The organism is Pseudonocardia sp. GCM10023141 (assembly GCF_042653605.1).
Genome location: NZ_JBHSIR010000028.1, coordinates 104,545 through 116,736, shown reverse-complemented (window position 1 = coordinate 116,736; position 12,192 = coordinate 104,545). Strand labels below are relative to the sequence as shown.

Sequence of the window (12,192 nt, the reverse complement as noted above, 5' to 3'; positions counted from 1 at the left end):
CCCCGCACGAGCCAGGGTGGGGCCAGATCAGACCATCACAGTGGGGCCAGATGGGGTTGTCATTCTCACCCAGAGGGCTATCACGCGACCACCCCACCGGCAAGCCTGGAAACAGTCCGACTGTGGGTCGTGGCTGCCCGCGGGGCGATCGCGTGATCGGGCTTCGCCAGGTCGACGGGAGGGCACTCTGCACCCGATGTGCGCGCTGCGCGCGCACGGCCGATACGACACGAACAACAGCTCTGAGCTGCAGAAATACCTCTCGAAACACTAGATATCGAACATGCGTTCGAGTAGAATGTGAGTATGTCTGGCACCGTCGCCGATGCGCATCGCCTGCTTCGCGAGGCGACCGCTGCGCTGCGATCCGTGGTCGAGCACGGCAGCGATGACGAGCGGCTCGCCGCCTTGCGGGTCGGTGAAGGGGTCGGGCGGCAGCTCACCGTGCTCATGGTCGATACCGTGGCCGAGCTGCAGCGGCGGGGCGCGTTCATCGAGCGCGGCTACAAGTCGGTCAACCGGGCCCTGGTCGATCAGCTCGGGTTCGAATGGGCCGAGGCCCGCCGCCATTCGATGGCCGTGGAGCAGGTCTGCCCACGCGTCGCGCTCGATGGGGCCACGCTGCCGGCGTTGTTGTCGGCCACCACGGAAGCGTTCCACGCCGGGCTCGCCACCTTGCGCCATGTCGAGGTGATCGTGAAGGTCCTCGCCAGCCCTGCCGCCTCCCGGGTCAGCGCCGATGACCTCGCCGTCGTCGAAGCCGAACTCGCGAGGACCGCTGCGGAGACCACGCCGGATCGGTTGTTCCGCCACGGCACCGACCTGATCACCCTGCTGGATCAGGACGGCCCCGAACCCGACGACCGCGACCCGCAACCCGTTGATGACCTGCAGATCCGCCCCGACAAGGACGGGACCGGCGGCACCATCACCGGCCGCTACGACAGCGCCCTCAAGTTCGCCACCATCGCCGCACTCCTCGACGCCAAGTCCAAGCCCCTCGACAAGGAAGACCTCCGCACGATCGGCCAGCGCCAGGCCGATGCGCTGGCTGATGTCTGCGGGTTCGTGCTCGAGCACGGCGACGTCCCCCACCGCGGCGGGCACCGACCCCACGTCAACGTCACCATCGCACTGGACGACCTGGAGAACCGGGCCCGCGCCGCGATGCTCGAATTCGGCGGCGCACTCACCGCCAAGGAGCTCCGCATGTTGGCCTGCGACTCCGGGATCATCCCACCGTCCTGGGCGGCAGCTCCCAGTTGCTCGATATCGGCCGGTCGACCCGCACCATTCCCGACGCCATCCGCAAAGCCCTGATCATCCGCGACCAGGGCTGCGCCTGGCCAGGATGCGACCGACCACCTCCTGGTGCGACGGGCACCATATTCGATACTGGGAACACGGCGGCGACACCAGCCTCGACAACTGCGTCCTGCTCTGCAAGGCGCATCACCGCCTGCAACACGACAGCGAGTGGATCATCCAGATCCGCGACGGGCTACCGGAGTTCATCCCGCCGGTGTGGATCGACCCCGAGCAGGTCCCGCGCAGGAACCCGGCCACCCACCTCAGGCGGGCCGCACAAAAGCGCACCCGCCCGGTGCCCGGGGCGGGTGCGCGTCGCCGTGTTGTCGTCGGTCAGAAGCGGTCGGTGCCGGCGATGGCCGGGCGCTGCAGGCGCATCGCGCTGGATGCGGCGCCCGCGACGAGCGTCCCGATCGTCAGGCCGATCACCAGGTGCAGGCCGCCGGTCGCGAGCGCGGTCGCCAGCGGTGCGCCCGTGCTGAGCGGGAGCACGGTGGCGGCGGCGGTCGCCAGGCCGGTGATCCAGCCGAGGTAGGCCAGCGGGCGGGGCGTCGAGATGATCAGCAGGTGGACCAGGCCCGTCGCGACCAGCGCGGCAGCGGCCGCCGTCAGGCAGAGGACCGTGGTGGCCTGGGGGCCGAACGCTCCCGCCACCGTCCCGGCGCCCGGCGCCAGCCGGGGCAGCACGTGCACCACGAGCGCGCCCACCAGGCCCACCAGCCCGGCGACCACTGCGGTGGCCAGGCCGCCGGTCCACAAGCGAGTGGCGTCGAGAGCCAGGCGCGGACCGGGGGTCCCGGTGGCGGTGGGGGCCTGCGGGGTCATGGTGAAGGTCGTGGTGGACATGATGTTCCTTCTCTCTGGGCCTCCGGGCTGCTGCTCGGATGACTCAAGAGTGCTGCGTCGAGGGGCTTTGCACCGTCGGCCGGATGGCCGGTGCACCGGCTGATCCCGATGTCGGCCGATCGGTCGACACGCACGGCAGCTCGACCGTGCCGACCGTGCCACCGCCCGCACCGGGCGCCACGGCCATCCGCCCGCCCGCCGCCCCCACCCGCGCCGTGTGCGAGACGAGCCCGATGTGGCCGCCGCCGACTTCGCCGCCCACGCCGGAGGCCGGGAGCCCGACGCCGTCGTCGGTCACGACCAGGGTCGCGCGATCACCGGTGCGCGACAGGGTGACCGACACCGTGGTGGCCCGCGCGTGCTTGACGACGTTGGCGAGCAGCTCACGGGCGGTGCGAAACAGCAGGGCGTCGGCCGAGGTGGGCACGCCCGCGGGCCACCGGTCGACGTCGACGGTGGCGGCGAAGCCACCTCGTGCGGCCGCGGTGTTCGTGACGTCGCCCAGAGCGGCGGGCAGGCCGGCGCGGGCCAGCACGGCGGGATGCAGCTCCGCGACGGTGGAGCGCAACAGCCGGGTCGTCTCCCGCAGCGCCTCCTCGAGCCGGTCGAACGCCTCGGCGTCGCCCGTGTCGCGGGCGTCCTCGAGGTCCTGGCGGGCGGCGAGCACGAACTGCAGCGCGCCGTCGTGCAGGTGCTCGGACAGGGTGCGCCGCTCGTGCTGCTCGATGTCGCCGAGCTCCGCGAGCAGGTCGGTGCGCGTGCTGACGAGCTGCCCGATCGTCTCCACGCGGGAGCGCTGGATCCGCGACAGCCCGATGCAGCCGGCCGCGACACCCGCCACGACCAGCGTGCGCAGCAGCAGCGACGACCACGGCTCGGCGTTCGCCTCCTGCGTGGCGATCCCGGCCAGCAGGTAGACGACCGCGGTCGGCACGACCACCGCGGCGCAGACGCGGGGCCGCAGCTGCGTGGCGGCGAGCACCGGGATGATCAGGAATCCGGTGGTGAGGACGTCGGACGTCCAGCTCTGCGGGGTGGCGACGCCGGTCAGCAGCGTCAGCACCCCCAGGACGGCCAGGTCGACGAACAGGGCGAGCCACGCGAGCTGCAGCGCACCGGAGCGGTCGAGGCGGACCCACAGCGCGACGGATGCGGCCCAGACCGCGTAGCCGGCCGCGATAACGGCGCAGAGCAGTGTGTGGTGCGCGGGCTGCACCGCCGCGATGGTCACCGCGACGAACACGACGAGCACCCACCGCAGCACGAGCTGCAGCCGCACGCCGCGGCGGGCGTGCTCGACCGCTACCGCCATCACTTCGGGCGCGATAATCACGCGCCCATGGTGCACCGTCGGGCCCCGATCGTCCCTATGCTCGCGCGATGGCTGGTGGATCTGGTGACGCGCGCGTGCGGGTGGTGATCGCTGATGACCATCCGTTCTTCCGGGACGGGGTGGCGCGGGGTCTGGTGCAGAGCGGACGGGTCGAGGTCGTCGGCGAGGCGGGGGACGGGCGGGAGGCGCTGGAGCTGATCCGGTTGCACGAACCCGCCGTGGCGCTCGTGGACTACGAGATGCCCGACATCGACGGTCTGGGCGTCGTGCGGGCGACGGTGCGAGACGCCTTGGCCACGCGCGTGCTGCTGCTGTCGGCCCACACCGACAGCGCCGTGGTGTTCCAGGCGTTGCAGGAGGGCGCGGCCGGCTACCTGGCGAAGGACGCGCGGCGCGCCGAGATCGTCGAGGCGGTCATGGACGTCGCCAAGGGGCGCACCGTTGTCCCGCCGGAACTGGCGGCGGGCCTGGCCGGGGAGATCCGGTTGCGGGCGCAGCCGCAAGGCCCGGTGCTCAGCGAGCGGGAACGGCAGGTGCTCCAGGCGTTCGCTCGGGGGCTGTCGGTGCCGCAGGTGGCTGCCGAGCTGTTCATCGGGGTGAGCACGGTGAAGACCCATACCCAGCGCCTCTACGAGAAGCTGGGTGTGGGGGACCGGGCTGCGGCCGTGGCGATCGCGATGCGCAAGGGCCTGCTGGAGTAGCGATCACGAGCCCGTCTGGTTGATGGAGGTCGGGGTGACGGCGGCGGTTGCCGCGGAAGCCGAGGTGCCCCCGATGCCGATGACGAGGCCCGCGGTGATGCCGGCGGCGACGAGAACACCCACTCCGACGAGGTAGGCGGTGCGGATGCGGGAGGTGGTGGTGTCGGTGTCGGTGGTGTTCATGATCGGTCCTTCCGGTGGGGCGGGGCGGTTGCTCCGATGCCCATGACGTTGCCCTCGCCACGGGCGCCCCACCGTCGACCGAGCGGCCCCCGCACCGGCTGATGCGGCTGTCGGCCGATCGGGGGACACGCCGCCTACCACCGGCGGCTCGAATCAGGCGCGCGCCTGCAGCTGCAGGGCGTCCTCGGCGACGTCGACGGCGGCTGTCATGCCCGCCCGCAGCTCCCCGCCGATGATCATCTTGGAGAGCCTGCGGTCGAGCTCGCGCCCGATCGTGCGCCGCAACGGGCGGGCACCCAGTTCGGGCTGGTGGCCGCGCTCGGCGAGCCAGTCGACGGCGGCATCGGTGATCACCAGCCCGATGGACTGGGCCGCGAGCCGCTCTCGGGTCTGCTCCAGCAGCAGACCCGTGATGCGGTGCAACTCGTCGCGGCGCAGTGACTGGAACAGCACCACGTCGTCGATGCGGTTGAGGAACTCCGGACGGAAGTGGGCCCGTACGGCGGCGAGCAGCGGGTCGCGGACCTGCTCGACCGGGAGCCCGGCCGCGGCGGCGCCGAGCAGCCGCTCGGCGCCGAGGTTGCTCGTCATGATCACGACGGTCTGGGTGAAGTCGACGGTGCGGCCGTGCGCGTCGGTGAGCCGCCCCGCGTCGAGCACCTGCAGCAGCGTGCCGGTGACATCCGGGTGCGCCTTCTCGATCTCGTCGAGCAGCAGCACGGCGTAGCGGTTGCGCCGCACCGCCTCGGTGAGCTGGCCGGGGTCCTCGTAGCCGACGTGTCCCGGCGGCGCCCCGACCAGCCGCATCGCGCTGCTGCGGTCGGCGTACTCGCTCATGTCGAAGCGCAGCAGCGCGTCGGTGCTGCCGAACAGCGCCTCGGCCAGCGCCCGCGCGAGCTCGGTCTTCCCGACTCCCGTGGGCCCCAGGAACAGGAACGAGCCGACGGGCCGGTCCGGGTGGGCGAGCCCGGCCCGTCCGGACCGGACGGCGTCGGCGACGGCCTCCACCGCGGCGTCCTGCCCGACGACGCGCCGGTGCAGCACCTCCTCCAGGTCGAGCAGGCGGCGCCGCTCCGTGGCGGTCAGCCGCGCCACGGGGATGCCGGTGCTGCGGGCGAGCACCTCGGCCACCTCGTCGGCGGTGACGGTGACCCGGCCGCCTGCTGCCGCCCGCGCCGCCTCGGCCGCCTCGATCTCGCGGGTGAGCAGGCGGGCCCGCTCGCCATCAGCGGCATCGAGTGCCACATCGCGCGCCCGCCGCAGCTGCTCGAGCCGTTCGTCCCCGGCGGGGTCGGTGCTGTGTCCGGCCGATGCCCGCATCCGCGCCCGGGAGCTGGCGCGGTCGATGAGGTCGATGGCCTTGTCCGGCAGGAAGCGGTCGGTGACGTAGCGGGCCGAGAGCTCCGCGGCGGCCACCAGCGCGGCGTCGTCGATCCGGACGTCGTGGTGCTGCTCGTAGCGCGACCGCAGGCCCTGCAGGATCGTGATCGTGGCGGCCACCGTCGGCTCGGCGATCCGGACGGGTTCGAAGCGCCGCTCCAGCGCGGCGTCCTTCTCCACGTAGCGGCGGTACTCCGACACGGTGGTGGCGCCGATGAGCTGCAGGTCGCCCCGCGCCAGCGCCGGCTTGAGCAGCGTGGCGGCGTCCATCGCCCCACCCTCTGCGGAGCCGGCCCCGACCACGGCGTGCAGCTCGTCGATGAACAGGACGATCGAGCGGTCGGCGGCGACGACCTCGTCGAGCACCTTCGTGAGCCGCTGCTCGAACTCGCCGCGGTACTTGGTGCCGGCGACCATCCCCGCCAGGTCGACCGCGACGACCCGCACGTCGCGCAGGGTGGCGGGCACCTCGCCGTCGGCCACCCGCTGCGCGATGCCCTCGACGATCGCGGTCTTGCCGACACCGGGGTCACCGACCAGCACCGGGTTGTTCTTCGTGCGCCGCGCCAGCACCTCGAGTACCTGCTCGATCTCCGCGTCGCGGCCGAGAACGGGATCGAGCCGACCGGCCCGCGCCGCGTCGGTGAGGTCGTGGCCGAAGCGATCCAGCTGTGGTGTGCGAGCACCCGTGCGGGCCTTCGTCGGTGCGGACTTCTGGGTCCCGGGCTTCGTGAACCCCGCGAACCCGTCGGTGGGCAGGCTCTGCCCGAGCGTGTCCTCCAGGTTGCCGATCAACCGCCCGATCAGGTCGTCGAACGGACCGGAGCCCGGCCTGTCGTCCGGCACGTCCACCTCCACCGGGCCGCCCGTCCGGGTGGCCTCACCGCCATCGTCCTCCCGCGTGGCCCGTTGCGCTTCCCGGATCATCGCGGCGGTCGCCCGCGTCGCCTCGATCGGGTGGACTGCGGTCGGCGGGGTGCCCGGCGGTGCCAGTGTGCTGACCATGCGCGCGTCGATCAGCCTCGGACTCGTACTGGGGCTGGTGCTGGGATCGGTGCTGGCCGCCGCGGCGCCGGCGGCCGCCCAGGTGGCGGCGCCCGTGGCCACCGCCCCGACGGGCGTGACGATCGCCGGTGTCGACCTGCACGACGGCATGATGCTGGAGTCCGGGGGCGTCTACTACCTGTACGGGACGATGTACGCCTGCGGCTTCGAGTGGGGCCTGGCGTCTCCGTGGTGCGGGTTCGGGGTGTCGCGGGCGACGAGCCCGGCGGGGCCGTGGACAACGCCGACGCGGCTGTTCGCCCCGTCGGGTGTCAGCCCGTTCGCGCAGCTCACCTGGCAGCAGGACTGCGGGGACTCGGGTGCGGGGTGCTTCAACCCGCGGATGATCCAGCGCTCGGGCTGGGGCCTCGATGACGGGGCGTGGATCCTCTGGTTCAACGCGCCTGCCGACTTCGGCCGCTCGGGTGCCAACGCCTACTACGCGATGGAATGTGCGGGTCCGGCCGGCCCGTGCGGCGGCGGGGGACCGGGCGCCGCCACGATCAAGCCGCCGATGTACGACTGCGCGCAGAACGGTGACTTCTCGATCGTGCGCGACGATCCGCGCCCGCCGGTGATGCTCTGCACGGATGCCGACCAGACGCTGTCGTCGGAGCGGCTCACCGCCGCCGGCACCGGCGGCGCCGGCGGCGGGAAGCACCGGCTGGCCGGCATCACCCGCACCGAGTCGCCGGGCGCCTACCGCGATCCGGCGTCCGGCACCTGGATCATGACCTACGCCGATCCCAACTGCGGCTACTGCTCGGGCACGCCCACCAGCTACGCCACCTCGGCGGCCGTCGACGGCGACTGGACGGCGCCGGGCAACACCAACCCGGACTGGGGCGCACCGTCGGCGGGCCGGCGGGCGATCTCCGCAACCTCGTGCGGTGGGCAGGCGCGCACCGTGATCACGCTGCGCGGCCAGGCCTACCAGCTGATCGACCTGTGGCTCGGCACGCGCAACGAGACCCATGCCCAGCTCCGCATCGAGCCGCTGATCTACCACGGGGAGTCGACGGTGGGACAGCCGCTTCAGGCGTTCTCGGCCTGGACCTGCGTCACCGGGCGTGAGGGCGGTCCGGCGGGCAGCGGGCAGCGGGGGTCGGTGAACTCGCCGGAGTAGGGGGCTACGGCGCGAGCACGAGCGTGGCCAGCGCGTCGAGCTGCCGGGCCGGGGAGCCCAGCAGCGAGCGCCGGGCCCTGGCCCGCTTCAGCAGGACGTGGGAGGGGTGCTCCCAGGTGAAGCCGATGCCGCCGTGGACCTGCAGCGCGTCGGCGGTGGCGGCGTCCGCGGCGGCACCGGCCGCGACGACGGCGGTGCGCGCCGCCTGCTCGCCGGGGTGGTCCGCGGCATCCTGGACGAGCAGCCGCGCGGCGTCGAGCTGCACGTGCCGGTCGGCCAGCAGGTGCTTGATCGACTGGAACGAGCCGATCGGGCGGCCGAACTGGCGGCGTTGGCCCGCGTAGGCGACGGCGTCGGTGAGCGCGCGCCGCGCGGTGCCGATCAGCTCGGCGGCGAGGGCCGTGAGGATCGCGGCGGTGGGAACGGCGCCCGGCAGGACCGTCGCCGCGGCGCCGTCGAGCGTGATCATCGCCATCGGCTCGACGACGTCCAGCGCAGCGGTCGGGCGGCGCTCGACACCGGCGCCGGTCAGGTCCAGGAGCAGCAGGTGCCCGCCCGCCCAGGCCAGCAGCACGTCGGCGTCGAGGCCGAAGGGCACCGCGACCGCGCCGTGCACGCCCGAACCGTCGAGGATGAGTGACTCCCGGCGTCCCGGGACGAGCGCCACCGGGAGCGTCTCCCACGACGGAGCGACGATCCGGACACCGTCGACGGCGTCCGCGAGCACGGTGCGGGCCACCGGGTGATCGAGCTCGGCGAGCACGGCCGTGGTGGCGGCGGTGCCGGTGAACGGCACCGTGGGCAGCGCTGCCCCGACCTCCTCGGCCAGCACGCACTGCTCCGCCAGGCCGGCACCGGCGCCGCCGAGGTGCTCGGGAACGGCGAGCCCGAGGAATCCCAGCCCGGCCAGCGTGGCCCAGAGCGGCCGGTCGATCCGGGGCGGCTCGGGGCTCCAGGCGGGCGGCAGCGGGTTCTTGGCGGCGGCGTCGGTGAGGACGCGCGCCACGGCCCGCTGCAGGTCGAGCAGCTCCGGTGTCAGCACCTCCCCAGCATTGACGAGTGAGTCTTAGTTTGCAACTCTGCTGTTCATGAGCTTCAGAGCCGAAGTCCGGGCGTTCGTGGACGACCTGGTGCCCGAGGGGTGGCGGGGAATCGGCGCACTCGACGACGCCGCGCACGCCGCGTTCCGCGTCCGGGCGAGGGCAGCGCTGGCCGAGCGGGGCTGGGTGGCGCCGGCGTGGCCGGTCGCCTACGGCGGTGCGGGGCTCGGTGCGGCGGAGCTGGTGGTGCTCGTCGAGGAGCTCACCGGTGCGGGCGTCCCGTTCGGGTCCGAACCGGTGACGCCGACTTCAACGAGGTGTTCTTCGACGACGCCGGCACCGAGGCGGGCCTGGTCGTCGGCGATCTCGACCGGGGCTGGGCGGTGGCGATGACGCTGCTGGGGTTCGAGTCCGGTGAGACCGCGCTGCACGCGCCGATCCGGTTCCGCAACGAGCTCGACCGGCTCGTCGTCCTCGTGCGCGAGCACGGCCTCGACACCGATCCGGACATCCGTGGCCGCATCGCGTGGTGCCACGTGCAGGTCGAGCAGCTGCGCTGCCACGGCCGGCGGACCGCGGAGATCCTCGTGGCAGGCGGCGAGCCCGGCCCGAGCGCCGCGGCGTTCAAGCTGCTGTGGAGCGAGTACCACCGGGTCGCCACCGAGCTCGCGCTCGACGTGCTGGGTGTCGACGCGCTGACCCCGACCGGGCGGCCCTCCCCGAACTGGTACCAGACCGACGACCCCGGCGCCCCGAACTCGGCGGCGTCGTGGACCAGCGTCTACCTCAACGCCCGGGCCGGCACGATCTACGCGGGCTCGTCGCAGATCCAGCGGGGCATCGTCGGTGACCTCGTGCTCGGCCTCCCGAAGGAGCCCCGATGATCATCCGCAGCGCGTACCCCGACGTCGCCGTGCCCGAGGTGGCGCTGCCCGAGCTGTTACTGGGCGACCTCGGCACCGAGGACGCGGGGCGGCTCGCCGTGATCGACGCCGCGTCCGGCGCCGGGTACACCTTCGGCGAGCTGGCGCACGCCGTCGACCGGGTCGCCGCGGCCCTGGCGGAGCGGGGGATCGGTCGCGGCGACGTGGTGGCGCTGTTCGCGCCCAACAGCCCCGACTACCCGGTCGTCTTCCACGGCGGGCTCGCCGCGGGGGCGGCCGTGTCGCCGGTCAACGCCCTGTACACCGCACACGAGCTCGGCCACCAGCTGCGCGACGCCGCCGCCACGATCCTGTTCTGCGGACCCGACGGGCTCGAGCGTGCGATGGCGGCGGTGGCGACCGACGGCGTCCGCGTCCGGGAGATCGTGGTGCTCGGTCCGGCGGCACCGGGCGCGACGCCGTTCACGGAGCTGCTGGCGAGCACCGCGGCCTCGCCGCAGGTCCGGATCGATCCGTCCGACGTTGCGGCGCTGCCGTACTCGTCGGGCACGACCGGACTGCCCAAGGGGGTGCTGCTGACCCATCGCAACCTGGTGGCCAACCTGCTGCAGATGGATCCGCTCGGCCGCGTCGAGGCGGGCTCGCGGCTGATCGCGGTGCTGCCGCTGTTCCACATCTACGGCCTGACCGGGATCATGAACCAGGGCCTGCACCGGCGGGCGACGGTGATCACGATGCCCCGGTTCGACCTCGCGGGCTTCCTCTCCGCCGTGGCCACGCACCGCATCGACCACCTCTACATCGCGCCGCCGATTGCGCTCGCGCTGGCCACGCACCCGCTGGTGGCCGACTACGACCTGAGCTGCGTGGACGTCGTGATGTCCGCGGCGGCGCCGCTGTCGACCGAGCTCGCCGACGCCGTGGCGACGCGACTGGACGCCACGGTGGTGCAGGGCTACGGGCTGACGGAGTCGAGCCCGTGCACGCACGGCATCCCCGTTGACCGGCCCGACATCGACCGCGGCTCGATCGGCGTGCCGATGCCAGGCGTCGAGGCCCGGATCGTCGACCCGGCCACGGGGGAGGACGCCGCGCGGGGCGAGCTGTGGTGTCGCGGGCCCAACATCATGCGCGGCTACCTGAACAACCCGGCCGCGACCGCCGCGGCGATCGACGCCGACGGCTTCCTGCACACCGGAGACATCGTCACGATCGACGATGCGGGCGCCTTCCACGTGGTCGACCGGCTCAAGGAACTGATCAAGTACAAGGGCTACCAGGTGGCGCCCGCCGAGCTGGAGGCGCTGCTGCTCACCCACCCCGGGATCGCCGACGCCGCCGTGATCGGGGTGCCGGCCGTTGGCGGGGAGGAGGTGCCGAAGGCGTTCGTCGTCCTCGCCACCACCCGGGACGCAGGCCATGACCTCGAAGCCGCCGAGGTCATGGCCTTCGTCGCCGAGCGGGTCGCGCCCTACAAGAAGGTGCGCGAGGTGGAGTTCCTCGACCGCATCCCGAAGTCGGCCGCCGGCAAGATCCTGCGCAAGGAGCTGCGCAACCGGGCTGCCGCTCCGGCCTGATGGCGGGTCAGACGATCTCGAGGTCGGTGCGGTCGATCCGGCGGTGGAAGCGCATCCCGGCCAGCCCGCCCAGCAGTGCGCCGAGCAGCGCGGCCGCGAGCGCGACGAGCGCGGCGACGACACCGGTGGTGGTGATGTTCTCCGCGGTGATCGGCAGCGGCGGCAGCCCGTCGATCGAGGCCATGGTGCTGAAGCGGGGGCCCATGATCAGGCCCGCCGCCGTGACGACCGCGGCCACGATCAGCGACCACAGCCACACCGCGAAGCCCTGTTTGACGCCGTCGAAGCGCGCCATCCGCCCGGCGACGTACCCACCCGCGTAGTAGGCGAGGAACAGCACGACCAGCCCGATGATCGCCGCCACCAGGCCGAACGTGGCCGTCGGCGCGGGGTTCACCAGCCAGCCACCGGCCGCACCGATCCCGACGGCGATGGCGGTGAGCAGGACCGCGGCACCGGTGGCGGTGAGCCAGCCGAAGAACGCCGAGCCCCACTTGATGCCGCCGAAGCGACGGCGCTGCTCGGCGACCACGGCCCGATGGGTCGGCTGCTCGGTCGGCAGGACGGTGGTGGGCTGCTCGTGATCGACCGGTGTGGCGGTGCCGAGAGCATCGGGACGGACGGTACCGGGAGGGACGGTGCCGGGATGGGTGGGAGCGGCGTGGGTCGGATGCGGGGTGGTGGTCATGTCGGCTCCTCCGTAGAGGTGTGGCCCCTGCCACACGTGGATACCGACCGGATACCCGGACCGGCCACATTCGACACTCGTC

At 72.9% G+C, this 12,192-nt stretch carries 12 protein-coding genes and 1 pseudogene; 7 read left to right on the top strand and 6 right to left on the bottom strand.

What is annotated here, in order from left to right; translation table 11 throughout:
• Positions 1-306: 306 nt before the first annotated feature.
• Both ACFPFQ_RS17500 and ACFPFQ_RS17495 read left to right on the top strand, forming a co-directional pair.
• Positions 307-1,320 (top strand): DUF222 domain-containing protein, encoded by a 1,014-nt coding sequence (locus tag ACFPFQ_RS17500; protein WP_379619999.1) that lies wholly within the window; start codon positions 307-309, stop codon positions 1,318-1,320.
• Between the two features lie 31 nt (positions 1,321-1,351).
• Positions 1,352-1,459 (top strand): annotated as a pseudogene (locus ACFPFQ_RS17495) (HNH endonuclease); the annotation flags it as partial.
• Between the two features lie 182 nt (positions 1,460-1,641).
• Here ACFPFQ_RS17495 and ACFPFQ_RS17490 read toward each other — a convergent pair.
• Positions 1,642-2,154, bottom strand: coding sequence for a hypothetical protein (locus tag ACFPFQ_RS17490; protein WP_379619998.1), 513 nt, complete (start codon positions 2,152-2,154; stop codon positions 1,642-1,644).
• 43 nt (positions 2,155-2,197) lie between these two features.
• The gene (locus tag ACFPFQ_RS17485) at positions 2,198-3,487 is read right to left on the bottom strand and encodes a sensor histidine kinase (protein WP_379619996.1); all 1,290 of its coding nucleotides are present in this window, start codon (positions 3,485-3,487) and stop codon (positions 2,198-2,200) included.
• 47 nt (positions 3,488-3,534) lie between these two features.
• Between ACFPFQ_RS17485 and ACFPFQ_RS17480 the strand changes: the two genes are divergently transcribed.
• A complete protein-coding gene (locus ACFPFQ_RS17480; RefSeq protein ID WP_379619994.1) occupies positions 3,535-4,188 on the top strand; it encodes a response regulator in 654 nt (217 codons plus the stop codon).
• Between the two features lie 3 nt (positions 4,189-4,191).
• Here ACFPFQ_RS17480 and ACFPFQ_RS17475 read toward each other — a convergent pair whose 3' ends face one another.
• Both ACFPFQ_RS17475 and ACFPFQ_RS17470 read right to left on the bottom strand, forming a co-directional pair.
• Positions 4,192-4,371, bottom strand: coding sequence for a hypothetical protein (locus ACFPFQ_RS17475; protein WP_379619992.1), 180 nt, complete (start codon positions 4,369-4,371; stop codon positions 4,192-4,194).
• A 153-nt stretch (positions 4,372-4,524) separates the two neighbouring features.
• A complete protein-coding gene (locus ACFPFQ_RS17470) occupies positions 4,525-6,756 on the bottom strand; it encodes an ATP-dependent Clp protease ATP-binding subunit (RefSeq protein ID WP_379619990.1) in 2,232 nt (743 codons plus the stop codon).
• Between ACFPFQ_RS17470 and ACFPFQ_RS17465 the strand changes: the two genes are divergently transcribed.
• A complete protein-coding gene (locus ACFPFQ_RS17465) occupies positions 6,755-7,921 on the top strand; it encodes a hypothetical protein (protein ID WP_379619988.1) in 1,167 nt (388 codons plus the stop codon). The genes ACFPFQ_RS17470 and ACFPFQ_RS17465 overlap by 2 nt on opposite strands.
• 4 nt (positions 7,922-7,925) lie before the next feature.
• On the opposite strand, the gene ACFPFQ_RS17460 is transcribed toward ACFPFQ_RS17465, so the two are convergent.
• Positions 7,926-8,963, bottom strand: a complete 1,038-nt coding sequence (locus ACFPFQ_RS17460; protein WP_379619986.1) for an acyl-CoA dehydrogenase family protein — start codon at positions 8,961-8,963, stop codon at positions 7,926-7,928.
• Positions 8,964-9,009: 46 nt separating this feature from the next.
• Here ACFPFQ_RS17460 and ACFPFQ_RS17455 point away from each other — a divergent pair, with 46 nt between their 5' ends.
• The 3 genes from ACFPFQ_RS17455 to ACFPFQ_RS17445 are packed head-to-tail and all read left to right on the top strand — an operon-like array spanning position 9,010 to position 11,422.
• Positions 9,010-9,354 (top strand): acyl-CoA dehydrogenase family protein, encoded by a 345-nt coding sequence (locus ACFPFQ_RS17455; RefSeq protein ID WP_379619984.1) that lies wholly within the window; start codon positions 9,010-9,012, stop codon positions 9,352-9,354.
• Positions 9,279-9,845 carry an acyl-CoA dehydrogenase family protein gene (locus ACFPFQ_RS17450; RefSeq protein ID WP_379619982.1) on the top strand — a complete coding sequence of 189 codons (567 nt, stop codon included), beginning with the start codon at positions 9,279-9,281 and terminating at the stop codon, positions 9,843-9,845. Before ACFPFQ_RS17455 ends, ACFPFQ_RS17450 begins: the two co-directional genes overlap by 76 nt.
• Positions 9,842-11,422: an AMP-binding protein gene (locus ACFPFQ_RS17445; protein WP_379619980.1), complete on the top strand. Its 1,581-nt coding sequence runs from the start codon at positions 9,842-9,844 to the stop codon at positions 11,420-11,422. Before ACFPFQ_RS17450 ends, ACFPFQ_RS17445 begins: the two co-directional genes overlap by 4 nt.
• A gap of 7 nt (positions 11,423-11,429) precedes the next feature.
• Here the strand turns inward: ACFPFQ_RS17445 and ACFPFQ_RS17440 are convergent, their stop codons facing one another.
• Positions 11,430-12,110 (bottom strand): hypothetical protein, encoded by a 681-nt coding sequence (locus tag ACFPFQ_RS17440; RefSeq protein ID WP_379619978.1) that lies wholly within the window; start codon positions 12,108-12,110, stop codon positions 11,430-11,432.
• Between the last annotated feature and the right edge of the window lie 82 nt (positions 12,111-12,192).